At 62.0% G+C, this 22,511-nt stretch carries 17 protein-coding genes; 6 read left to right on the top strand and 11 right to left on the bottom strand.

The features are described from left to right. The first annotated feature begins 150 nt into the window (after nucleotides 1–150). Together OW521_RS19235 and OW521_RS19230 are read left to right on the top strand one after the other, a co-directional pair. Nucleotides 151–3,219, top strand: a complete 3,069-nt coding sequence (locus OW521_RS19235; RefSeq protein ID WP_268021155.1) for an FtsK/SpoIIIE domain-containing protein — start codon at nucleotides 151–153, stop codon at nucleotides 3,217–3,219. Next, nucleotides 3,162–4,223, top strand: coding sequence for a hypothetical protein (locus OW521_RS19230; protein ID WP_268021154.1), 1,062 nt, complete (start codon nucleotides 3,162–3,164; stop codon nucleotides 4,221–4,223). The genes OW521_RS19235 and OW521_RS19230 overlap by 58 nt, the downstream gene beginning before the upstream one ends. A gap of 24 nt (nucleotides 4,224–4,247) precedes the next feature. Here OW521_RS19230 and OW521_RS19225 read toward each other — a convergent pair whose 3' ends face one another. Next, nucleotides 4,248–4,628, bottom strand: coding sequence for a hypothetical protein (locus OW521_RS19225; protein WP_442781282.1), 381 nt, complete (start codon nucleotides 4,626–4,628; stop codon nucleotides 4,248–4,250). A gap of 344 nt (nucleotides 4,629–4,972) precedes the next feature. On the opposite strand from OW521_RS19225, the gene OW521_RS19220 reads away from it, so the two are divergent. After that, nucleotides 4,973–5,221, top strand: coding sequence for a WhiB family transcriptional regulator (locus OW521_RS19220; RefSeq protein WP_003804966.1), 249 nt, complete (start codon nucleotides 4,973–4,975; stop codon nucleotides 5,219–5,221). A gap of 127 nt (nucleotides 5,222–5,348) precedes the next feature. Here OW521_RS19220 and OW521_RS19215 read toward each other — a convergent pair whose 3' ends face one another. The 4 genes from OW521_RS19215 to OW521_RS19200 are packed head-to-tail and all read right to left on the bottom strand — an operon-like array spanning nucleotide 5,349 to nucleotide 13,713. Next, on the bottom strand, nucleotides 5,349–6,818 hold the full coding sequence (locus OW521_RS19215) for a sensor histidine kinase (RefSeq protein WP_268021152.1): 1,470 nt from the start codon (nucleotides 6,816–6,818) through the stop codon (nucleotides 5,349–5,351). Nucleotides 6,819–6,847: 29 nt separating this feature from the next. Next, entirely contained in the window at nucleotides 6,848–11,701 is a 4,854-nt protein-coding gene (locus tag OW521_RS19210) for an NAD-glutamate dehydrogenase (protein ID WP_268021151.1), read from the bottom strand. A 57-nt stretch (nucleotides 11,702–11,758) separates the two neighbouring features. Beyond that, nucleotides 11,759–13,072: an AAA family ATPase gene (locus tag OW521_RS19205; RefSeq protein WP_268021150.1), complete on the bottom strand. Its 1,314-nt coding sequence runs from the start codon at nucleotides 13,070–13,072 to the stop codon at nucleotides 11,759–11,761. Continuing rightward, on the bottom strand, nucleotides 13,069–13,713 hold the full coding sequence (locus OW521_RS19200) for an SAF domain-containing protein (RefSeq protein WP_268021149.1): 645 nt from the start codon (nucleotides 13,711–13,713) through the stop codon (nucleotides 13,069–13,071). The genes OW521_RS19205 and OW521_RS19200 overlap by 4 nt, the downstream gene beginning before the upstream one ends. Before the next feature lie 151 nt (nucleotides 13,714–13,864). Here OW521_RS19200 and OW521_RS19195 point away from each other — a divergent pair, with 151 nt between their 5' ends. Continuing rightward, the gene (locus OW521_RS19195) at nucleotides 13,865–14,080 is read left to right on the top strand and encodes a helix-turn-helix domain-containing protein (RefSeq protein ID WP_268021148.1); all 216 of its coding nucleotides are present in this window, start codon (nucleotides 13,865–13,867) and stop codon (nucleotides 14,078–14,080) included. Nucleotides 14,081–14,166: 86 nt separating this feature from the next. Here the strand turns inward: OW521_RS19195 and OW521_RS19190 are convergent, their stop codons facing one another. Further along, nucleotides 14,167–14,760, bottom strand: coding sequence for a hypothetical protein (locus tag OW521_RS19190; protein ID WP_326493979.1), 594 nt, complete (start codon nucleotides 14,758–14,760; stop codon nucleotides 14,167–14,169). A gap of 136 nt (nucleotides 14,761–14,896) precedes the next feature. Between OW521_RS19190 and OW521_RS19185 the strand changes: the two genes are divergently transcribed. Beyond that, on the top strand, nucleotides 14,897–15,673 hold the full coding sequence (locus tag OW521_RS19185) for a LysM peptidoglycan-binding domain-containing protein (RefSeq protein ID WP_268021147.1): 777 nt from the start codon (nucleotides 14,897–14,899) through the stop codon (nucleotides 15,671–15,673). 72 nt (nucleotides 15,674–15,745) lie between these two features. Then, nucleotides 15,746–16,261: an Rv3235 family protein gene (locus OW521_RS19180; protein WP_268021146.1), complete on the top strand. Its 516-nt coding sequence runs from the start codon at nucleotides 15,746–15,748 to the stop codon at nucleotides 16,259–16,261. Between the two features lie 132 nt (nucleotides 16,262–16,393). Here the strand turns inward: OW521_RS19180 and secA are convergent, their stop codons facing one another. The 5 genes from secA to OW521_RS19160 all read right to left on the bottom strand — a co-directional run bounded on the left by secA (nucleotide 16,394) and on the right by OW521_RS19160 (nucleotide 22,354). Beyond that, nucleotides 16,394–19,138: a preprotein translocase subunit SecA gene (gene secA, locus OW521_RS19175; protein WP_268021145.1), complete on the bottom strand. Its 2,745-nt coding sequence runs from the start codon at nucleotides 19,136–19,138 to the stop codon at nucleotides 16,394–16,396. Between the two features lie 133 nt (nucleotides 19,139–19,271). Continuing rightward, nucleotides 19,272–20,513, bottom strand: a complete 1,242-nt coding sequence (locus tag OW521_RS19170; RefSeq protein ID WP_268021144.1) for a winged helix-turn-helix domain-containing protein — start codon at nucleotides 20,511–20,513, stop codon at nucleotides 19,272–19,274. A 32-nt stretch (nucleotides 20,514–20,545) separates the two neighbouring features. Next, nucleotides 20,546–21,271 (bottom strand): ribosome hibernation-promoting factor, HPF/YfiA family, encoded by a 726-nt coding sequence (gene hpf, locus OW521_RS19165; protein WP_268021143.1) that lies wholly within the window; start codon nucleotides 21,269–21,271, stop codon nucleotides 20,546–20,548. 204 nt (nucleotides 21,272–21,475) lie between these two features. Beyond that, entirely contained in the window at nucleotides 21,476–21,661 is a 186-nt protein-coding gene (locus tag OW521_RS24230; RefSeq protein WP_326493978.1) for a phosphoribosyltransferase family protein, read from the bottom strand. Nucleotides 21,662–21,778: 117 nt separating this feature from the next. Continuing rightward, entirely contained in the window at nucleotides 21,779–22,354 is a 576-nt protein-coding gene (locus OW521_RS19160; protein ID WP_326493977.1) for a ComF family protein, read from the bottom strand. Nucleotides 22,355–22,511: the final 157 nt, after the last annotated feature.

The following is a 22,511-nucleotide window of genomic DNA, read 5'->3' as shown; positions in this document are numbered from 1 at the left end:
CCGAGATAGCGCGCCCAATTGCCGCTGCGCCCTTCTCTGAACAGCGGGCGCAGGGTTTTCCACATAGGCCAACTGATCACGAACATCCAACTCTCATCGCAAATATCGTGGAAGAACAGCCGTCGCAAGAGCCGAAGGAGCGTACACAGAGTGACATTCCATTGCACCCTTGTCCGGGGTCCGCGGTCACTTCGGCAAGCGGAACCCATTGAGCTGGCCATCGCCGTGGGCGACGGCAGCTCAGGCGCCCTCGTCCAGGCCGCGGTCGCCACAGAGTTCGGAACCGGGGAACTGATGGTCGACGGGAGGCCACTCAAAGATCTCACCGTCGGCGCCGCGCCACTCATGTCCGGAGCAGTGTTGGTTGACGGCGCGGATTCGTGGGCACAAGACGTCCCCGACGCCAGACGCGCGCCGGCAGCGCTGTCGCTGCTAGTCCATGCGGGACCTTCTGCGGGCCTGATCGTCCCGCTGGAACGGGGCAGTTACAGCATCGGGAGAAGCAGTGCTGATATTTCCCTCGCGGATCCTGATGTTTCCCGAATCCACGCTGCCCTTGCGATTTCAGAGACAGCAGTCACGATAACTGACAATGGGAGCGCAAACGGGACCTTGGTGGATGGACGAAAAATCCGCTCCGCTTTCCTCTCGACAGCGTCCAGAATCCGATGTGGCGGGTCAGCCATGTCGGTAGTCTTCGACGGTGGAGAATCCGGGACTGAGTCACTGGGGACAGCAGGCCTTAGCATCGCGGAGCCTCTCTTGGTGCAGACTCGCAGCGACACCCAATCCCGGATCCAACTGCTCCTCACTGCGGGGCTGCCGCTTCTGCTGGGAGTCGGCATCGCTCTTGCCACTGGAATGTGGATGTTCCTCGGATTCACTGCAGTTTCTGCCATCGCGGTCCTCGTTCCGGCGATTTCGGGAAGACGGCAGCGCCGCCTTCTTGCCGCGGCACTCGAAGAGGCTGTGGAACAAGACAGGGCCCGACGACGGCGATGCTCACCCTCCGCCGCAGAGCTGGCCTTTACCGTCAGATCATCTGCCTTAGCGGTCTCGGACGAACGCGGACGGAAGCAGTTGACACTGCCAGGAACCGGCACGGCGCGAGGCGCGGTAGGCTGCCATGACGTCTGGCTCCGGCTCGGCACCTGTACGCAGAACGCCTTGGTTGCACTCGATCCCCCCGATCCAAGCTTCGAGCCGCCCCAGTTGGGCCCGGTTCCAGTAGTTTTGGACCCGACCATCCAGGCCGTTTCCTTCACGGGACCTGGAGCAAAGGTCGACGGCATGTTCAGATTTCTGCTCATGCAACTTGCGGTGTTCCCCAGCGCAGCGAATGTCCCGATCCTCATCCACGGCCCAATTTCCCATTTGCCGTTCAGCGCCCGCTTCCTCCCCCGCGTCACGATGACCACGGACATCCGGTCAGCGGCGGCCATCTTCTCCGCGGGAACCGGGGAACCGGGAGTACTCCTTTTTGTGGGGTCCGAGCCTGATCCCGACGACGATTCCCTCCGGCAGGCGGCGGCCGAATCTGGCTGGAGAATCTTCCAACGCGCGGCAGGCGGACCTGAAGGTCATTGCGTTGTCGAGCTTTGGAACCGACGCGCGGTGCTCCGATCGCGCCGTTCAGAAACGGAATTTGATCCTGACTTGGTCCCGTCCTCTGTCTTTGACCGCTACTGCCGCTCGGTTGCAGCCGTTCCCGCTCTGGCGACAGCAAAGGCGTCGTTTGTCCCCTCTACGTGCATGCTCGCTGAACTGCTTCCGAGCGACCCCATAAGTATCGCGGCCCGCTGGAGCGACTCTTCAGACAGCAGCGGCCTGTCCGCGGTCATCGGTCAAGGAGCCGACGGGCCCCGGTACCTGGACTTGGTTTCTGACGGACCGCATCTCCTTGTGGCCGGAACGACGGGATCGGGAAAGTCCGAGCTTCTGCGCACTATCGTTACGGCGATCTCGCTGACCCACAGCCCTGACCGAGTCAACTTCCTGTTTGTTGATTTCAAAGGTGGTTCGGGCCTCGGGCCATTGATCGACCTGCCCCAATGCGTCGGAATGCTCACAGATCTCAGCGAACACGAATTGGAACGTACCCTTGCGTCACTCCGTGCCGAGGTTCGGATGAGGGAGGGATTACTTTCGGCGGCCAATGTCCCTGATTTGCCAGCATACTGGGCCAGGGTCCCTTGGACTGGGGATGGGATCCCGGAGGTACGAGGAGCCCGTTTGCCCGCCCTCCCCCGGTTGGTACTTGTGATCGACGAATTCAGGATGCTTGTTGAAGACGCCCCGGCTGCCCTGGCCGAACTGATGCGGATCGCCACCCTCGGCCGGTCCTTGGGTATCCATCTGATCATGGCAACACAGCGTCCGCAGGGGGCACTGAGTGCTGACATCCGGGCCAACGTCACCACGAACATCGCTCTTCGCGTCCAGTCAGAGATGGAATCGAGGGACATCATCAACTCGCCTGCAGCGGCATCGATTCCGGTGTCCCTCCCTGGCCGGGCATATTTGGTTCGAGGGGAAGAACATGCTGAGCTTTTCCAGTCGGCGGCACTTTCGCACGCCGAGGGAATTCGATCACTGACGGGGATCGTGGCCCGGCCGGCGGCAGAGTCGCTCCTTGTCAGCGGTTCATCTGAGATCGCCGAGGCAAAGATTCAGAGTGCAGGGATAACCCCTGCAGAAGCAGCCCGTCCCATCATCGAAAGAATCAACCAAGTTTGGGACACCCTTGGAAGCAGACCGCCCCGGAGACCTGTTGCGGACGCGCTTCCTGAATCAATCTCGTTACACCAATGCCTCAGCGCAGCCGCATCGGCGGGCAGGCATGCGGCGCCTGCGAAAGCGAAAGTCGGAACGGCCTACCTTGGCTTAGTCGACGTGCCCGCGCAACAACGAGTTACGGACCTGCTCTGGACTCCTCGTCTGCACGGGAATCTCGGACTTGTTGGTTCTCCTGCTAGCGGAGTCGAAGACGCCTGCCGTGCGGTAACGGCGCAGCTGGTTGCAAGTGCCGAGGAACATCACGTCTATGTCCTGGATGGTGACGGCGCTTTGCAGGCGTTACGGCCCGCGGGCGCGTCGGTGCCGTCGCTTCCCTCAACCACGCAAAGAGGGGTGTCCGGATTCTGGAGCGGCTGGCGCATGAAATGTCCGCGCGGCAAGCCCGGGCGGCTGTCGCCGCAGAAGTTCCTTTGCTGCTCGTAATTTCCGGCTGGGGGTCCTGGCTCTCCCAATTGCGGATGGGACCGAATGCCTGGGCCGAGGACCTCGTCCACGACATAGTCCGCGACGGGCCGAAGTCAGGACTGACGGTTCTCGTAACGGGTGAGCGGGAACTGGTCGCTTCGCGCTTGTTCGGGTCAATTCCCAACCGTGCATACTTTCCCCTTGGCACTACGGAAGAGGGCCGAATGGCGTGGCCGCGGTTTGCGGCAACAAAGCCTTTGCGGGGCAGAGCCATGGTGAGTGGGGACTTCCTTGATGGCGGCGCGGCTGTCGCCCAGTTCGTGGCACCGCCGCCAAGCACAGCGTGGCCCTACCGCGAACCTCCTAACCCTGCGCGGCGCCCTTTCCGGGTGGAGCCGTTGCCGCGGTTCGTCCGGGTCTCGGACATAGTGGCCCAGCACGGAACCGAAGCCACTACTCCTACTCCGGCCCGCGCGCGCAGAGCGGTGCTGCTCGGGCTCGGAGGCGACGAACATGAACCTGTTTGGATCACGCTCCCGCGCTCCGGAGTCCTTCTTGCCCTTGGCTCCGCTGGATCCGGCAAGTCGTCGCTGCTCACAGCGCTGCCGCTGCTCAACCCAGGCCATCAATGGCGGTCACCGCCACAAGGTACAGATCCGGATGCCTTCTGGGCGGACTTCCGCAGGAATGAATGCAGCAAGCTTGTGGGTACCGGCACCATTCTTCTGGTGGACGATGCCGAACACTTGAGCAGCGCAACCGGCCTGCTCCTGGCCGAACTTCCCACTATGGGATTCTCCGTCGTGGCAACTGCCGGGCACAGCCCGGCCCTGATGCAGCGGACGCCCATCGCATCCCTGGCCCGAGCCCACGGAAGCGGGATCCTCCTTGGCAGGACGTCGCCTACCGATGGGGAACTCTTCGGGGTACGCGTCGACGTCGAACAGGCACCCCCACCAGGCCGTGCTGTCCTGATTGAGAACGGAAGAACGCGCCCGGTACAGATCGCCGCTCCAGAATGAAGCGCCATGCCGGAGCGAAAAGGGTCAGAGCGCGGCCCGGGATCCGCTCGTTCTGGACGCAAAAGCGATAACCCGCTTGTCGAACAGAAGGACAATCACGGCCAACGCCGGCACCACCATGGCGAGGCCGGCAAGAAGCAGCCCTCCAGTTATGGTGGGAAATCCGATCGTCAGCACGAACAACTGGGCAACCAACGCCGCCGCGCGGGTCCAGCGATAGCCACGGAACAAAAAGTGGCCCACGGCAAACAACCACGCCGAGAAGGCCAGGAGCAGGGCCAGGGTAAATACCGCTCCCCAGAATGAGGACACCGGCGCCCCGATCGCCAGCTGGTAGATGTACAGGGCCGCCGCGGTCAAGAGTGCGAGGGCTTCCAGCACAACCACAATCGAAATAACAACGATTCCTTTGGGACGCCTTCCTCCGCCGGATGCTACAGCAGCGTTGTTGTGGCTGGTCCCTTGGCCATCGTCGCCGGGCACGGTAGGGTCCTGGGCGGGGTTCAGAGGGGGTCTTGACACACTGGCACACTACCGGACATAGTCGAATACCTGTGAGTAGACCGCCACCCAATGTGATGTATCGCTCACGGTTTCAAAGTCTCGAACCCCTTGTTTACATGGCGTTAACATGACACGCTTGACTGAGACGACCAAGGGGGCCCAATGGGCCCCTTTCCTATGAAGCCTCTCGTGAATATTTTCACAAAAGGCTTAACTAGTACTCACGAATGGAGTGACTGATCAGCATGGATTGGCGTAACCGCGCAGCCTGCCTTGACAAGGACCCGGAGCTTTTCTTCCCAGTAGGCAACACCGGCCCTGCGCTTCTCCAGATCGAAGAAGCGAAGAGTGTCTGCCGTCGCTGTCCTGTCGTGGACACATGCCTTCAGTGGGCTCTCGAATCGGGCCAGGACGCCGGCGTCTGGGGCGGAATGAGCGAAGACGAGCGCCGCGCACTCAAGCGCCGCGCCGCCCGGGCACGCCGCGCTTCCTAACGCCTGGAGGCGATAGAACACGCCGCCCGCAGCTAAAAGAACATACAAGGATGGCCCGGACCAGAGGTCCGGGCCATCCTTGTATGTCTCGCCGGGCTACCAGCACACCGATGATGTGTTCCTGGCGTCAGCTTCGCACCAAGCTCAGGACGATCTCGACGGCGGTGCCACCCCCATCTCGGGGCATCCACCGGATGCTGCCCCCCAACTCGCTCGTGACAAGCGTCCGCACAATCTGAAGGCCGAGGCCTTCCGTGTAGGACCCCTCGGGCAGCCCAACGCCATCATCGGCAATCGTCACGGTCAGGAGTTCGTCGCCGCTCTCTCCCGTCGAACGATCGGCTATCAGCCATACTGTGCCCGCCCGGCCTTCGAGGCCGTGCTCCACGGCGTTTGTCACGAGCTCATTGATGACCAGAGCGAGAGGCGTGGCAAAGTCGCTCGGCAATTCACCGAAAAGACCTGAACGCTCGGTCCGGACATGCTGGGAAGGGGACGCTACTTCGGCCGAGAGCCGGAACTGGCGTCCGATCAGCTCGTCAAAGTCCACGCTCTGCGTGAGCCCCTGCGAAAGGGTCTCGTGCACTAGCGCAATGGTCGCGACCCGCCGCATTGCCTGTTCCAGGCCTTGCTTCGCCTCATCGCTGACCATGCGTCGCGACTGCATGCGCAGCAAGGCAGCCACTGTCTGCAGATTGTTTTTGACACGGTGGTGGATTTCACGGATGGTGGCATCTTTGGTTACAAGCTCGAGCTCGCGGCGTCGCAGTTCTGACACGTCGCGGCACAAAACCAGGGCGCCGAAACGATGCTTTTCATCGCGCAACGGAATTGCGCGCAATGACAGGCTGACGCCGCGGGACTCGATCTCGCTCCGCCACGGCATCCTGCCGGTCACAACCAGGGGCAAAGTCTCGTCCACCATGCGCCGGTCTTTGAGGAGTCCTGCGGTTACCTCTGCAAGGGACCGCCCTTCCAAAGTCTCCACCTCTCCGAGGCGGCGGAAGGCGGAGACACCGTTTGGGCTCGCATACTGCACGATGCCGTCTGCGTCGAGCCTGATCAGGCCGTCGCCGACACGCGGCGCGCCTCGGCGAGAGCCCGTAGGTGAAGCGAAGTCAGGCCACAGCCCCAGGGTTCCCATCCGCAGCAGATCGTAGGCACACTGCCGGTAAGTCAGCTCCAGACGGGAAGGCATTCGTGAACTGGAGAGGTCCATATGCGACGTGACGACGGCTAGGGTCCGTCCGTTCCTGACCATAGGCACGGCTTCAACCCGCAACGCCATCTCGCTGCTCCAGCTCGTTTCACTAGAGCGTTCGATTGAACGGCTGGACCATGCCTTGTCGACTATCGGTTGCAGATCCGATCGGATGCCCTCCCCCACGAAGTCCGCATGAAACACCGTGTGGCTCGTCGACGGCCTGACGTGTGCCAACGCGATGTAGCCGAATTCAGGATGCGGAAACCATAGAGCCAAGTCCGCGAACGCAAGGTCGGCGACCATCTGCCAGTCGCCGACCAGGAGGTGCAGCCATTCGGCATCTCCAGGCCCGAAATCAGCATGCTCCCTGATGGGGTCTGTAAAGATTGCCACTGCACCTCCATGTAACGCCGGGTTTCTGCCTAGCGTCGAACGATTGACCTCAAGAGCCTCAATGCTACCGATAGCGAAGCCATGTCGTCTGCCTCCAGCGCGTTCACCTCGTCAAACATGCTCTTCGCGCGGCCCAACTGCTCGGCGTTGAGGTCCTCCCAAGCCCGCAAACGGGCTTCGGCGTCGAGACCGGCGTCGGTTGACTCGAGCACCGACGTCGTCATGTCCGCCACGGTCGAATAAAGATCGTCTCGCAGAGCTGCACGGGCAAGCGCCTGCCAGCGATCGTCCCGCGGGAGTGCGGTGATCCGCTCGAGCAGCGAATCAACATGGAAGCGGTCAAATACCGTGTAGTAGACGTTGCTGACATCTTCCACTCGGGCCTCTCGACTTTGCGCGATCTTGGCTACATCCAAGAGCACGAAGCTCTCGAAAAGCTCAGCCCAGCGATGGGCAAGCATTTCCGGCAAGCCCCACACACGTGCCTTTTCAAGCCAACCGGTCACCCGCTCCTTGTCGCTACCGCGCAGGTAGTCGAGCACCCGAGCCCTCATTGGATCCATCATCGGCTTGAACTCGGCAACGACCTCCGAGATCGCCTTTGAAGCGTTACCCTGGCTCAGCAACCAGCGGACGGCGCGGTCCAGAAGCCTCCGGATGTCGAGGTGCACGGTGCTCCAGTGTTCCGTGGGGAACGAAGCCGGCAGGGCGTTGAGCTCCCTCACCATCGAGTCGAGCTCGTAGATCTCCCGGAGAGCGACAAACGCCTTCGCAACGGCAACCTCGGTGGCCGAGGTCTCCTCCATCGTGCGGAAAGCGAAGGTAATGCCGCCCAGGTTGATCATGTCGTTTGCAACCACCGTCGCGATGATCTCACGACGCAAGGGATGCGTGTCCAGTTCGGCATCGAACCGTTCCCGGAGCTGCTTCGGGAAGTACGAGCGGATGGTCTTACGGAACCAAGGATCGTCCGCCAGGTCGCTGTCGCGCAATGCCGATCCCAATTCAATCTTGGCGTATGCGGCGAGGACGGAAAGTTCCGGAGACGTCAGGCCTTGGCCCTGTTCCAACCTCTCGCGCAGTGTGTCGGTGGTCGGCAGGGCTTCAAGGTCCCGCTTGAGATCAGCAGACTTCTCGAGCCAGTCCATCAGGCGCTCGTAGCTCGGGCTCCATTCGGCGACGCGTGTGCGGTCGTTGAGCAACAGGATGTTCTGATCAATGTTGTCTTCGAGCACAAGGCGCCCAACCTCGTCGGTCATGTCGGCGAGGAAGGATGTGCGCTCGGAAGCATCAAGTTTTCCGGCAGCAACCATGCGGTCGACGAAGATCTTGATGTTGACCTCATGGTCGGAGCAGTCCACGCCCGCAGAGTTGTCGATGGCATCAGTGTTGAGGATAACGCCCTGCAGTGCTGCTTCGATGCGTCCGCGTTGCGTCATGCCGAGGTTGCCGCCTTCGCCAACAACCTTGACGCGCAGCTCGCGCCCGTTCACGCGAATGCCGTCGTTGGCTTTGTCCCCCACCTCAGCATGTGACTCAGTGCTTGCCTTGATGTACGTCCCGATCCCACCGTTGTACAGGAGATCTGCCGGGGCGAGGAGTATTGCGCGCAGAAGTTCCGGAGGGCTCAGCTGGACCGTTCCGTCCGGCAGGCCGAGGGCGCTGCGGACCTCCGGCGAGATCGGAATGACCTTGGCCTGGCGCGGGAACACCCCGCCCCCTGCACTGATGAGCGAGCGATCATAGTCATCCCAGGAGGAACGCGGCAGATCGAAGAGACGCTGCCGCTCATCGAAGGAGGAATCAGCGTCCGGCGTCGGGTCCAGGAAGATATGGCGGTGGTCGAAGGCGGCCAACAGGCGGATGTGCTTGGAGAGAAGCATTCCATTTCCGAACACGTCACCGGACATGTCGCCGACGCCAACCACGGTAAATTCCTCGGTCTGGGTGTCTAGGTCGAGCTCGCTGAAGTGGCGTTTGACCGATTCCCAAGCGCCGCGGGCTGTGATGCCCATGGCCTTGTGGTCGTAGCCGATGGAGCCACCGGAAGCGAATGCGTCCCCCAGCCAGAATCCGTACTCGGCAGCCAGGCCGTTGGCAGTGTCCGAGAACGTTGCCGTGCCCTTGTCCGCAGCCACCACCAGGTACGAATCATCGTCATCCTGACGGACAACGTCAGACGGCGGCACGATCTTTTCGCCGTCGGGGGTAGTCACAAGGTTGTCGGTGAGGTCGAGCAGGCCGCGAATGAAAGTCTTGTAGCTCTCGATACCTTCCGCCATCCAAGCTGCGCGGTCAATTGCCGGATCGGGGAGCTGCTTCGCAAAGAAACCGCCTTTGGCGCCGGTGGGCACGATGACGGCATTCTTAACCGTCTGTGCCTTGACCAGGCCGAGGATCTCGGTCCGGAAGTCCTCGCGGCGGTCCGACCACCGCAAGCCGCCTCGAGCCACCTTGCCGAAGCGCAAGTGCACGCCTTCAACGCGGGGCGAGTACACCCAAATCTCGTACTTTGGCCGCGGGAAGGGCAGACCCTCGATCTTGGTCGGATCCAGCTTGAAGCTAACGTAGGACTTGCCTTGGAAGAAGTTCGTGCGCAGCGTCGACTCGATGAGGTTGACGAAAGTCCGCAGGACGCGGTCGGCGTCGAGCGTTGCGACTTCGTCGATCGCTTCGGCGAGTCTGGCGCGGGCAGTGTCCTGGCGGGCCGGACGCGCGGCGTCAGCTGATGCAGGATCGAAGCGGGCTCCGAAGAGATCAATCAGGCCTCGTGCAACCTCGGGGTTGGCGAGGAGTGTGTCCGCAATGAACTCGAAGGAGTTGGTGTTCCCCATCTGGCGCATGTACTTCGCATAAGCGCGGAGCATCACCACTTGCCGCCAATGGATCCCCTCGCGGAGCACCAGGCGGTCGAAACTGTCGGATTCCACCGCTCCGGTCACGGCAGCACTGAAGGAATCCGCCAGGAGCCGGCCGGTAGCCACGGGGTCGACGCCGGCGGGGTACTTCAGGCCGAGGTCGTAGAGGAAGAAGTCCCTGTGGTCGGAAGTCTCGATTTCGAATGGCCGCTCGTCCAGAACCTCAAGGCCGAGGTTGTGGAAGTAGGGCAGGATCTGGCTCAGGCTCTTGGGTTCCAGGAGGTAGAGCTTAACGCGGGCATCCTCTTCAAGGAGCTCTCCGGCACCATCGGGCAGGTAGACATGCACTCCAGGAGCCGCCTGGACGGCGACGGCATCGCGATCCGTCGTGGCGCCGTACTTCTCGAAACGCTCAATGTCTTGAAGGGCGTCCTCGACTTCGTAGTCAACGCGGTAGCCAGCGGGGAATGCATCCGTCCAGAGGGCGGACAGCGCCTCGGCGTCCGAAGCGCTCCTGTTTTCGCGGAGCACCTCCGCAATTCCTTCTGCCCAGGACCGCGAGGCCCGGACGAGGCGCTTTTCGAGCTCTCCGGCGTCGACGTCGCGAAGTTCCGCCTCACGCGGCAGCCGGATGCGGAAGAAAACCCTCGCTAGCGCGGACTCCGTGATGCGGGCTTCATAGTCGATGCTCTCGGCTTCGAATGTCTCCCGGAGTTCCTGTTCAATACGCTGCCGGACGTTGGTGGTGTAGCGGTCGCGGGGCAGGTAAACCAGTGCGGACATGAACCGTCCGTAAATATCAGGGCGTAGGAAGAGCTTCGTACGGCGCCGCTCCTGAAGCCTCTGGATGCCCAACGCGGTCGTGGCCAGATCGTCGGTCTCAATCTGGAAGAGCTCGTCACGTGGGTAGGTCTCGAGAATACCCACGAGGTCCTTACCCGAGTGGGAGTCCTGCGGGAAACCCGCCGAGCGGAGCACGGCGTCGACCTTTTCCCGGACAATGGGGATGTTCCGTACGGAACCGGTGTACGCGCTGGTGGCGAAGAGCCCAATGAAGCGGCGCTCGCCATTGACGTTGCCTGCAAGATCGAAGCTCTTGACCCCTATGTAATCCAGGTACGCGGGGCGGTGCACAGTAGAGCGCGAGTTGGCCTTGGTGATGACCAAGGCACGCTTTTCGCGGGCCTTCCTGCGTCCGGCGTCGGTGAGGTGCTGGATTTGATGCGGGTGGTCCCCTGCCCTCAGGAGTCCCAAGCCGCTCGCTTCCCGCAACTCAAGGACGTCTTCACCGTTCTCGGTGATGAGGTCGTATTCCCGGTAACCCAAGAACGTGAAATTGCCGTTGTCCAACCAGCGCAGGAGGTCCTGCGCTTGCCTGAGCTCGGCGATGTCTTCGGGGTGCGCCACCCTGTCCAGGGACGATGCCAGTTCCAGCGCCTTGGTGCGCATCTTGGGCCAGTCTTCGACGGCGGCGCGGACGTCGTTGAGGACGCGGTGGATTCCGTCTACGAGTTCCTTCTGGAAGTCGTCCGCCACCCTGTCAACCTCGACTGCGATCCAGGACTCCATATGGGAGACGTTGTCGCCTTGCGCGATGAGGTGGGCGACATTCGGCATCGCTGCAGTGTCACCGCTCGAGATACCTATGTTGGAAGGCACCCGGGCGATGGCGGAGATATCGCCCGTCAGGTGATCACGCGAAACCACGAAGAGCGGGTGCATGACGAGCCGGATGGCGCAGTTCTGACGTACGAGCTCGGCATTCACCGAATCCACGAGAAAAGGCATGTCATCGGTAGCGATGTACAGAATGCTGCGATCTGCCTCGTTGGCGATCTTGACGTTGGCAGTGCCCGGTTTGCGGCTCTTCCCGACTTCCCGGTGCGCTTCTGCCCTTGAGGTCAGTTGCTCGGCAGCGTATCTGCGGGCATCCTCCTCTGCGAGATGCTCGTAATAGTCACCGAAGAATCCTTCACGGACTACTGCAGGTTTGGAACGATCCTCCACGCTGGATCCTGACGACATCGACAAACGCCTCCATCACATCTCGATTGCTGCGTCCTTGCAGCCCACATGGCGAGCCTAACGCTTTAGCCGTCGCCTTGCTCTGGAATAAATGACAGAGGATTTGCTGTTTTGCTGGCCAGGTGCACAGACCAATCTGGCGATTGCGTGCCGCAAGGCAGATTCGGGCGCTGCTTCGAGGAGCACGGCACCGGATAGCAATGCGGCGTCGCAGGCTTCAGTGTCGGACGGAAGGAACACCTCGATGCCAGAGCCAGGTCCGTACCGCTCCCATGCGTCGCGAAGCTCGCGTTCAGGTGACCGGCCCGCCGATGCTGCCCGGACCTTGTTCAAAACCACGAGGGGAGCCGCCTGCGGGACTGCCCGTTCGAGCTCTGCAAGGCCACGCACGAGTCGTGGAACCCCGATGGCATCGGCTGCGCCCACCGCGTACACGGTGTCCGCCAGTTCGATACTGCGAAGAGTGGCGGCATTGCGCCGGGGTGCCATGCTGTCAAAACTGAGTTCCTCATCGGCCTCAAGGCAAAATCCTGCATCGACCACAACGATGTCGGCAATGTCCATGGCGTGTTCGAGCACCGAGGAGAGGGCAGAGGCACGGAGTTCAGTCCACCGGTCCGCCCGCGTGATGCCTGTAAGAACGCGGAAGCTCCCCGACCTGGTGAAGACAGGCGCGGCTATCCGCTTGAGGGATTCAGCGTCCAGAAGCCCCTGGTCGGCCAACCGGCAGGCCTGCGCCAATCCGGCGGATTCGTCTAGCAGGCCCAGCGAGGCCGCGACGCTGGCCCCATAGCTGTCCGCATCCACAAGGATCACGGGCTTACCTTCGGCCGCGAGTTCTGCGGCGATGTTGACGGCCACAAGCGTTCGGCCCGGCGCTCCAGTGGGTCCCCAGACCGCGATGATCCGGCCGGCCCCTGCAGGCGCGGGTTCCGCTGCTTCCTCAACATCGGATGGGCGGAGTTCCGCGGCCGTGTCCGCATAACCGGAATCCCGCTCCCCCGGGCGTCGGCTCCCCTGCCCGGACAGTTGGGCTACTGAATCGAAGATACTGGAAGCCAGCGTCGCAGAATCCACCCCCAACGACGCTGTCACGACGCCGAGACCGCGCAGGCGGGCCACCTCCACCGAGTCGTCGCTCAGGGCAACAATGGACACGCCGACGGCCGCCAGCCGGTCGACCAGCGACGCCGTCAGCTCCTCAGTACCTTCGGCTACGACCGCTGCACGCGCGAGACCGCTTTGGCACGCGGCCAGCAGTTCGGCGAGTTCACCACACCGGCGGACGACCGTTACCGGCCCGTGGAGCCGCTCGAGTCCCCCTACCAAATCTTCCTGTGACTGCCCGACGGTGACAACGGGGATATTCATTTGCCGCCGCCGCCCGGGTTCCAGACCACGGCAACCTTCGCTTTGTTCGCCTGTGCGCCAAGAAGTTTCGGCATCTGCTCGTCGGTCACAAGTACCAGCACTACCTTCTCCTTGGACGCGCCGAGCGTGGAAGCGCCCTCGGTAACCTGGGCGATTTCCGCGCTGGGCAACAATAGCTGCGGCGTGCCGAAGCCGTTACGAGCGTCAGGGAGCGAAACCCAGACGTCCACGCGGGATCCAGCTACAGCCTGGGAAGGCAGGGACTCCTGAATCGAGATCGCAACAGGCTTGCGGTTCAGCGTATCGGCCGCTCCCAGGCTTTCCTGCGGGACAAGTTGATTCTTGGCGATTCTTTGGACGGCGACCCTCCCTTCGGGCAGGCCATCCGCCAGAGTCACGTAGCTGGACTCGACATCGTCTAGCCGCACCTTGACGACCGCAAGATCGTCCTTGCTGACTCTCTGACCCACGGCAATCGGCTCGCGCGCCGCATACACCTGGATAGTGCGGTCCGCGGTTCCAACGAGGGCGATGACTCCAGCCAACGATGCCAGGACCAATAGAATCCCTACCAAAAGGCGCGGATCCCTCCATGACGGTTTCTTGAGCCGCGCTGCAGCGGCCGCGGTAGTTGCACTCACCCTGCTCCCCAAATTGCGTAGTTCGTCGGCCGTAGCCTTCAGTGGCCTCATTCTGACGGCATGCAGGCAGATTCCAAAAGTCAAGTGCGTCAAATCACGTCAAACTGTGGATAACCTCAGCAAATGGATTCAACAGTGGCAAAATGGAGGCATGCCCCGATTCCTCACCTTGGCTGATGTCGCCGAACAGCTTCAAATCAACTCACCACAGGCTTATGCCCTGGTGCGAAGCGGAGAACTCAAAGCCATTCAGGTAGGTGGCAGGGGTCAGTGGCGCGTCGAAGAAAAGATGCTGGAGCAGTACATCGAGGAACGCTATGCCGAGGCCAGCAGGATGATCCAAGAGGCCAAATCCAAGTCCTCCTGACCACCGGCAAGCACCCAAAAACTCCCAAGCACCAAGGGCTGCTCAAGCACCGAAAGTATGAAGGCGCCGGAGAGTCGCCGCCCGAGCTAGAGGTCCTGGCCCCGCAGTGATCGCAGTGCAGCAAGGGACCGGAACGGAACTGTCGCCACGGAGACAACGTTGCCGGACCGGCGAACTTCGCCCGGCATCATGACGGCGAGATCAAAATGGTCCTTGCCCACGCGGTCAACGACGCCGTGCATTGCCCTCTCCCCCGACGTTGACTCGAGGAGATGGACTGCCAGTTCGGACCTGTCCCGGGCCAACATGCGGAGTGCGCTGGCCAAGCCAAGGCGTTGCGCCGCCTTCGATTGGCTTGCGTGCGCTTGGCGGCCAAGACCTTGATACGTCAGTACTGCCGCTAGCGGCACCAGCCACTGGTGGCGCCCCTCGTCCAGGACCATCCACTCGCTCCCGACATGGCTCAGGGCCGCGGACACAAGCGTCCCCGAGCGAAGCGTCACATCAATCTTCCTGCCGATTGCTCCACGCAACCTGTCAGAGACCTCGATTCCGGCGATCTCCACTCGGGCCCGCTCTGAGATCTCGGACTCAAGTCCCAGCAGGTGTTCAGAGGCTAGTTGCGCCTCCATGTCTTCGAACAGAGCATCCCAACGCATTGCGTCAGCGTAAGCGGGCACCCTCAGCGGGTCAAATTTTCCATCCTCGAGACTCAACTTCTAGACAAGTGATGCCTTATGTGATCAAAATGGTTCAAGATTTATTAAACTTCATCAAATGACACCAATTGGGTAAGGGGAACCCATGGAACAGACCATGACAACCATCCGGAACGACGCTGCAATGGCAGTAGCCATTCTGATTCTCGGACTTTCGCTCGCTGCCACCGGACTGAACTTGACCGACCGATGGCACACTGCAGCAGGGCGTCACCAGACACCGATGTTTGAAGATCTCCTGGGACTTGCGGCAACGGGCGTCGGTCTGGCGATCGTCGCTTGGTGGATTGCTGCATTTCTCCTGGCCGTTGCCGCCGCAGTCCTCCAGCAATCGGGCAAGGGCCGCAGCGTCAGCACCACCGCAAAGCTCAGCCCCGCCTTCATGCGCAGGCTGGCTGTGGCAATTCTCGGCCTAAACCTCGTGGGAATTCCGCTGGCGAATGCGGCCCCGGCACCGGTTGAACCTGCGTGGAGCCCGGATGACGGGACAACACCATCCAGCGGCATTACCGCCCAGTGGGCACCGGCCCCAGTCCCGTCTACGTACGATTCCACCCTGCCATCGATTGAGTCCGATCCTTCGAAGATCGAACCGCGCTGGCAACCCCGAGCGCCTGCTACTGAACCCGGCCTCCTGGGGTCCTTGCCGCAGAGAACGGCGGAAAAGCAAGCCTCGCCAGGTCAGCACCCGGTTGTGGTGAACCAGGGAGATTCACTGTGGTCAATTGCCGCGCGGCAGCTTGGACCGATGGCCAGCGACGTCGACATTGCCCTCCACTGGCCAAAGTGGTACGCCGCGAACCGACATGTCATCGGAGACGACCCCGGGCTCCTAGTCCCGGGTCAGATTCTCCAACCACCACCCCGTGGCTGAACGGCCCTGACCACGCCTTCCGCAGCCAACCCGCCATCCATTAGCAACCGACCGATTCAACCGAGGAATTTCATGAGCGCAACATCAGCTATCCATGCCCTGCCCGATGCGACCCGGAAGGTGACTTCGCCACGAATCGTTCCTCCCTCGTCCGCGGTCTCATCGAGCGCCATGGGCCGGGTACGCCGTTCGTCCGGCAAGGGGCTGTCTTCTGCCCGCAAAGTGGCCGACGTGGTCAGCCTTGATGGGGAAATGCGCACGCTGGCCCGCAGCATCGCCCAAGCCGCGGTCGAAGTCCTTGCCGGCACGCGTCCTGCCCAACAGCTCTCACGGTCCCTTGACCCCAGATGCCTCACCGCGCTCCAGCACCGGGCCGCGCTGACGCGTGCCCATGCAGCCCGTGCCCAGGCTGGGCGGTCACGGCTTCACCGCAATCCGGTGGTCCGTTCGGTTCGTGTCTGCGCCGTGAAGGAAGGCGTCTACGAGGCCAGCTTGGTCGTCTCTGAAGAACTACGCTCCCGCGCCGTAGCCATGAGGCTTGAAGGAAACAATGGGGTGTGGAAGGTCACTGCCCTCGAAATCGGCTGAGGCGGAGTCCGCCAAGATCGGCAATGGAAACGGAGAAGAACCGGAACCGCTGTTCCGGTCCTTCTCCGTTTCGCAGTGTGTGCCTGGGAGCCACACGTGCCTGTCAGCTCCGCGTGTCTTGCAGCGATCTGGTTAGCGACGCTTCTTCTTGCTGGTCCCGCGCTGCTTGTCTTCGGCGGCGGCCTTGGCGGGGTTGCCTGAGCGTCCCGAGGACCGACCTTCTACCCGGGTCTGGCTAGCGCCGTCTTCACCGGGCGCCGTGTACTGCAGTTGAACAGGCTTCTCCGGAGCTTCGAGGCCAGCCGCGTGGATTTGCGGATCGTGATGTTCCACGTGAACGCCTTCGGGGCTGCCATCCACGACCACGACGTCCTCGGCGGGCGTGACTTCGACCTCCAGGTTGTACAGGAAGCCGACGCTCTCCTCGCGTATGGCCTCCATCATGCTCTGGAACATCATGAACCCTTCGCGCTGGTACTCGACCAGGGGGTCCCTTTGGGCCATTGCACGGAGGCCAATGCCCTCCTTGAGGTAGTCCATCTCGTAGAGATGCTCCTGCCACTTGCGTCCGAGGACCGAAAGGACAACCCTGCGTTCCAGCTCGCGCATGTTCTCCGAGCCGATGGCTTCCTCCCGCTCCTTGTAGACGAGCTGGGCGTCCGAAAGGATCTCGTTCTTGAGGAACTCCACGGAAACACGGGACTTTCCACCGGCTTCGTCAATGATCTCCTGGGACGTGACCGTCACCGGGTACAGCGTCTTGAGGTTGGTCCATAGCTGGTGGAAGTCCCAATCATCGCCGGTTCCCTCCGCAGTTGCGGCATCGATGAGGGCATTGATGGTGTCTTCCAGGAAGAACTGGACCTTTTCGTGCAGGTCGTCTCCCTCGAGGATCCTCCGTCGGTCGCCATAAATGGCTTCACGCTGGCGGTTCAGGACGTCGTCGTACTTGAGGACGTTCTTGCGCTGCTCGGCGTTTCGCCCTTCAACCTGCCCCTGGGCCGAAGCGATTGCACGGGACACGAGCTTGGATTCCAGGGCGACGTCGTCCGGCACAGAGCTGTTCATGAGGCGCTCGGCGGCACCGGAGTTGAAGAGCCTCATGAGGTCATCGGTCAGCGAGAGGTAGAAACGGGACTCCCCCGGGTCACCTTGGCGGCCCGAGCGTCCGCGGAGCTGGTTGTCGATTCGACGGGATTCGTGGCGTTCCGTTCCCAATACATAGAGCCCCCCAAGTTCAAGCACTTCCTCATGCTCGTCCTTGACTGCCTGCTTTGCGGCTTCAAACGCCTCAGGCCACGCGGCCTCGTATTCCTCGGAGTTCTCCTCGGGGTCCAGGCCGCGCTTTGCCAGATCGGCGATGGCCGTGAACTCGGCGTTGCCGCCCAACATGATGTCAGTGCCGCGGCCAGCCATGTTGGTAGCGACTGTGACTGCTCCCTTGCGTCCCGCCTGAGCGACGATGGCGGCTTCGCGCGCGTGGTTCTTCGCGTTCAGGACTTCGTGGCGGATGCCTTCCTTGGCCAACAGCTTGGCAAGGTATTCGCTCTTCTCCACGCTGGTGGTACCAACGAGGACGGGCTGGCCCTTTTCGTGGCGCTCCGCGATGTCCTTGACGACGGCTTCGAACTTCACGATTTCGTTCTTGTACACGAGGTCCGACTGGTCGATGCGCTGCATATCCCGGTTAGTGGGAATGGGCACCACTCCAAGCTTGTACGTGCTCATGAACTCGGCGGCTTCAGTCTCAGCGGTACCGGTCATGCCCGAGAGCTTGGAGTACATGCGGAAGTAGTTCTGCAGCGTCACCGTGGCGAGGGTCTGGTTCTCAGCCTTGATCTCGACGTTTTCCTTGGCCTCGATGGCCTGGTGCATGCCTTCGTTGTAACGCCGTCCGGCAAGGATGCGGCCGGTGTGCTCATCGACGATGAGGACTTCGCCGTCCAGGATGACGTAGTCCTTGTCCCGCTTGAAGAGCTCTTTGGCCTTGATGGCGTTGTTCAGGAAGCCAATGAGCGGAGTGTTGGCGGATTCGTAGAGGTTCTGGATGCCGAGGTAGTCCTCGACCTTCTCGATGCCGGCTTCGAGGACGCCGACGGTGCGCTTCTTTTCGTCGACTTCGTAGTCGGTTTCGGGCTGTAGGCGCATCACGACCTTGGCGAATTCGCTGTACCAGCGGTTCGTGTCGCCTTGGGCAGGTCCGGAAATGATGAGCGGTGTACGGGCCTCGTCGATGAGGATGGAGTCCACTTCGTCGACAATCGCGAAGTTGTGGCCGCGCTGTACGAGCTCGGACTCGTCCCACGCCATGTTGTCGCGCAGGTAGTCGAAACCGAATTCGTTGTTGGTGCCATAGGTGATGTCCGCCGCGTACATCTGCCGGCGCACTGATGGATCCTGGTTGGACAGGATGCACCCGCTGCTGAGACCCAGGAAACGGTAGACCCTGCCCATGAGTTCGGACTGGTATTCGGCGAGGTAGTCGTTGACTGTGACGACGTGCACACCGTTGCCTGTGAGGGCATTGAGGTAGGCGGGAGCAGTGGCCACGAGGGTCTTGCCTTCACCGGTCTTCATCTCGGCGATATTGCCGAGGTGAAGAGCGGCCCCACCCATGAGCTGGACATCGAAGTGGCGCATGCCAAGCGTGCGGGAAGAGGCTTCACGCACAGCCGCGAACGCCTCCGGCAAGAGCTCGTCCAGCTGCTCACCGTCCGCGTGACGGGCACGGAGCCTATCGGTCTCCTCGCGCAATTCGGCGTCGGAGAAGGTCTTGAAAGAGTCTTCGAGGGCATTGATGGAATCGGCATAGGTCCGCAGTTGCCTCAGGGTTTTTTTGTCACCCGTGCGGAGAAGTTTTTCGATAAGTGATGCCACGTAAAGTTGCTCCCAGTCTCAAGCTGCCGAATTCTGGCGGTTTCAGTCTACGGGAGAGACCATGACCTCGCGGCCTCGTTTCCCTGAGAGCGGAGAGCCGGGCGTCGTCCGCGGTTGGGGACGCCAGCAGAATTCAGTTTCGGGCCGCTACCGAGGCCAGCGCTGAGGAGAGATCGCCGCTCGGTGAAACGACGACGTCGTCGAGCCCGAGCCAATCGGCCATGAGCCGCAGCTCCGCAAAGAGCTCGACGGCGGTGTCCGCCGGGGCGTCCGGTTCACCGTGTGCGGCACGCACCAGAAGCTGCTTGGCTGAGCGGTCGGCTTTGAGGTCTACACGGGCGACCAGGGCATCGCGGAGCAGGAACGGCAGGACGTAGTAGCCGAACTTGCGCCTCTCCGCCGGTGTGTAGATTTCGATCCGATAATGGAAGCCGAACAGTTCCTCCAGCCTTCTGCGCTCAAAAACCAGGGAGTCAAACGGGCTGAGCAGGGCCCGGCCGGTAGCAGTGCGCGGAAGCCGGGCGTCCACGTGCCGATACACCGTCCGGTCCCAGCCATGCACCGTGACCGGCTCCAGGCGCCCGGCCGAAACGAGCCTGCTGAGCGACGCTGCAGCAGCCTTCACCGGCGTCCTGAAGTAATCGGCGAAGCAACGTATTGTTCCGATCCCATGAGCCCGGGCTGCTGCGTCGATCAGCCGGTCCATGGCCGCCGCCGACAGATCGGCACCACCGTCTTGGAAACCCCCCATGCGGCCTTTGACCGCAGGCAATCCCGGAGGCAGAACCGTCGACGTCAGGGTGTACCGCCGCTCGAACTGCTCCGTCCGCGACGCAGCCGTGACGAGTCCCTCTTCAAACAAGTGCTCCAAGACCCGTTTGACCAGGTTCCAATTCCAACCCCAGTTGTCGTGCTGCCGTTCTTCCTCGTGCCCCACGTGCGCGGTCAATTGGGCCGCCGTCATGGGGCGCCCGCTTGCGAGCGCATCGAGGATACGGCCAGCCATTTCCTCGCGGATTCCGCTCTCCAGATGGGCCGCGCCGACCCAGGAACGGTTTTGCCAGAGCAGCAGGTCCTGAAAGTGTTCCGGGCGGATGAAGCTGGCCTCGTGCGCCCAATACTCCATCATGCGCCGCGGACTTCGCCCGGACATCACATGAAGGATGCTTCGGTCATAGTTGCCGAGTCTGGAGAAAAAAGGGAGGTAATGGCTGCGTGACAGGACATTGACCGAGTCGATCTGCACCACCTGGAGCCGGGCAAAGGCGCGGCCCACCGTCCGTGAAGTCACGGGGCCGGTGGGCCGTTCCTTGTCCAGTCCTTGGGCTGCCAATGCAATCCGCCGTGCCTGCAACAGGCTCAGCGAAGCGGCCATGCCAGTCCTTTCATGGGAGATGCGAATGTTGCCTAGGCTGTGGCAGCTTGGTCATTCGAGCGGTAAGCGTGGATCTTTTCCTCCACGGCTTCGTCTCCTGGTTCGCACGTGGAGTCGAGGGTGATTACCCCATATGTCCAGCCACGGCGACGATAGACAACCGACGGGGTGTTGGTTTCCTTGTCCACGAACAGGTAGAAATTGTGGCCCACCAATTCCATGTTGTCCACCGCGTCATCAAGGGTGAGCGAAGCGGCGGGGAAGACCTTGCGACGAATCAGGACCGGGGAATCGCCCGCTGGGATGTCGTTGTCGACGTCGTAGGGCGAGGTCTCCACCGGTGGCGTCGTTGGCGTCTGGTTATTGCTGGCCTCTATGTAGATGGGTTCGCTCGCGCTGGCGGGCTCGAGCGCCGCGGTGGCCTCACGGACGGCTTTGGGCGTGTGGCGGCCATGGTGGACTTTCTTGCGGTCCTTGGCCCGGCGGAGTCTTTCCAGAAGCTTGCTATAGGCGAGATCAAAGGCGGCAAACTTGTCAGCGGCGCTCGCTTCGGCCCGGATCACAGGGCCCCGGCCCAGAACTGTTACTTCCACCGTGAGCTGGCCCGGTGTCTGGCGCGGGTTGGTTTCCTTTGAAACCTTCGCGTCAACCCTCTGGACCTTGTCCCCAAGCGATTCAATCTTTGAAATCTTCTCGCCTGCATACTCGCGGAAGCGATCCGAAACGGTCAGATTACGGCCGCTGATCATGAACTCCATGGTGCCCTCCAAACAACTCGGTGACACGATAAGGGCGCTTCTCGGGGCTGATCTGACGGACAGTCGAGCCCCTTTCCGAGCCGCTATCGACAGGTACATCTGTTCTTGGTACCCATAACCGACGTTAGTTCATCGCCACGGGTAATTCACCCTTTCGTCACTTATTTTTTGTTTGAGTCGATGTGCACCACCGCTCGGGCGCATCTAGGCGAGCTCGTTGCCGGCCGGTGGTCTAGTAGCCGCAAGGACAACCGCGCCACACACCGTCCCGCCCGCGGCCGTCACTGCCCGGGCCGCTTCAGCCAGGGTGGCACCGGTGGTGAGGACGTCGTCGACGATGATGCATGCCCTGCCCTCCAACGCCCGTTCCCGGAACAGCCGGACAGTCATGGAGCCGCGGACTCGACGTGCGCGGTCTCCACGGCCCAGGCCCTTTTGTCCGCTTCCTGGCCCGCGCACGCCAACGCCGGCCGGTTGGGCGGGATCTGCCCGATGGAAGGCGTCGACTCAGCGCGAGGCATTTCCCGCAATGCTGTCCGCAACACCCAGGAACCGGGCCAGCATTGCAGGGACGAGGGCCTGCAATGCTATCCCGGGTCTCACCTTCTTCAAGGCATCCTCCACTTCCAGGCCTGGCAGGGCACCCCGGCGCAGCAAATGACCGAGTAGGAGATGGACCGGGCTGAATCCGCGGCGCCGGAAGGCCGCGTTGCTGCTGGGAACAGGCACCACACAGATATCCACCCGGTATCCGACGGCTGCCCGAATGGCCTTCCCCAAAGCAGGGGCGAGTGTTGAAGCCAGCTGTCCCTGGCCCAGATGCTTGAAAGACAACAGGACCTGTGCAAGTTCGTCCCGATAGTGGCCCGCCGCGACAACAGGCAGGAGCACGGCGCCATCCACGGTAAGCAAGGCCGGCGCTTGCCCTTCAGCGCGGAAAGGCCGCTTGCACAAAAGACGCAGCTGCCTCGCACAAGCACCGCAAAGAGCCGAGTCCTCGGCACCACAGCACACACACTCCACGGGAGCCAGAATGGCCAGCAACTCGGTGACGGCGTCGTCCAGGGCCTGTGCGAACCGCATCAAACGGGCAGGATGAAATCCCCGATGACGCGCGGCGTGGCCCCGGAAAACAAGATCGGGGTCACGCACGCGGCAGGGCCTGTTGTCATTCCCCATTCCCCAAGCATCCGGCTTCCCGCCCACCGCCAACAGCAGCGAAGGCGCTTATGTGGAGAAC

The sequence above is a fragment of the Arthrobacter sp. MMS18-M83 genome (assembly GCF_026683955.1).
In the GTDB taxonomy this organism is placed as follows: Bacteria; Actinomycetota; Actinomycetes; order Actinomycetales; family Micrococcaceae; genus Arthrobacter.
This window is presented reverse-complemented; position numbering and strand designations above follow the sequence as displayed.

Excerpts from the sequence above, each read along its gene's own strand:
- OW521_RS24230 (WP_326493978.1), bottom strand. The coding sequence starts at position 21,661 with ATGACTGTCCGGCTGTTCCGGGAACGGGCGTTGGAGGGCAGGGCATGC.
- OW521_RS19205 (WP_268021150.1), bottom strand. The coding sequence starts at position 13,072 with ATGAATATCCCCGTTGTCACCGTCGGGCAGTCACAGGAAGATTTGGTA.
- OW521_RS19180 (WP_268021146.1), top strand. The coding sequence starts at position 15,746 with ATGAGCGCAACATCAGCTATCCATGCCCTGCCCGATGCGACCCGGAAG.
- OW521_RS19185 (WP_268021147.1), top strand. The coding sequence starts at position 14,897 with ATGACAACCATCCGGAACGACGCTGCAATGGCAGTAGCCATTCTGATT.
- OW521_RS19195 (WP_268021148.1), top strand. The coding sequence starts at position 13,865 with ATGCCCCGATTCCTCACCTTGGCTGATGTCGCCGAACAGCTTCAAATC.
- OW521_RS19220 (WP_003804966.1), top strand. The coding sequence starts at position 4,973 with ATGGATTGGCGTAACCGCGCAGCCTGCCTTGACAAGGACCCGGAGCTT.
- hpf (WP_268021143.1), bottom strand. The coding sequence starts at position 21,271 with ATGGAGTTCATGATCAGCGGCCGTAATCTGACCGTTTCGGATCGCTTC.
- OW521_RS19210 (WP_268021151.1), bottom strand. The coding sequence starts at position 11,701 with ATGTCGTCAGGATCCAGCGTGGAGGATCGTTCCAAACCTGCAGTAGTC.
- OW521_RS19230 (WP_268021154.1), top strand. The coding sequence starts at position 3,162 with ATGTCCGCGCGGCAAGCCCGGGCGGCTGTCGCCGCAGAAGTTCCTTTG.
- OW521_RS19170 (WP_268021144.1), bottom strand. The coding sequence starts at position 20,513 with ATGGCCGCTTCGCTGAGCCTGTTGCAGGCACGGCGGATTGCATTGGCA.
- OW521_RS19160 (WP_326493977.1), bottom strand. The coding sequence starts at position 22,354 with ATGCGGTTCGCACAGGCCCTGGACGACGCCGTCACCGAGTTGCTGGCC.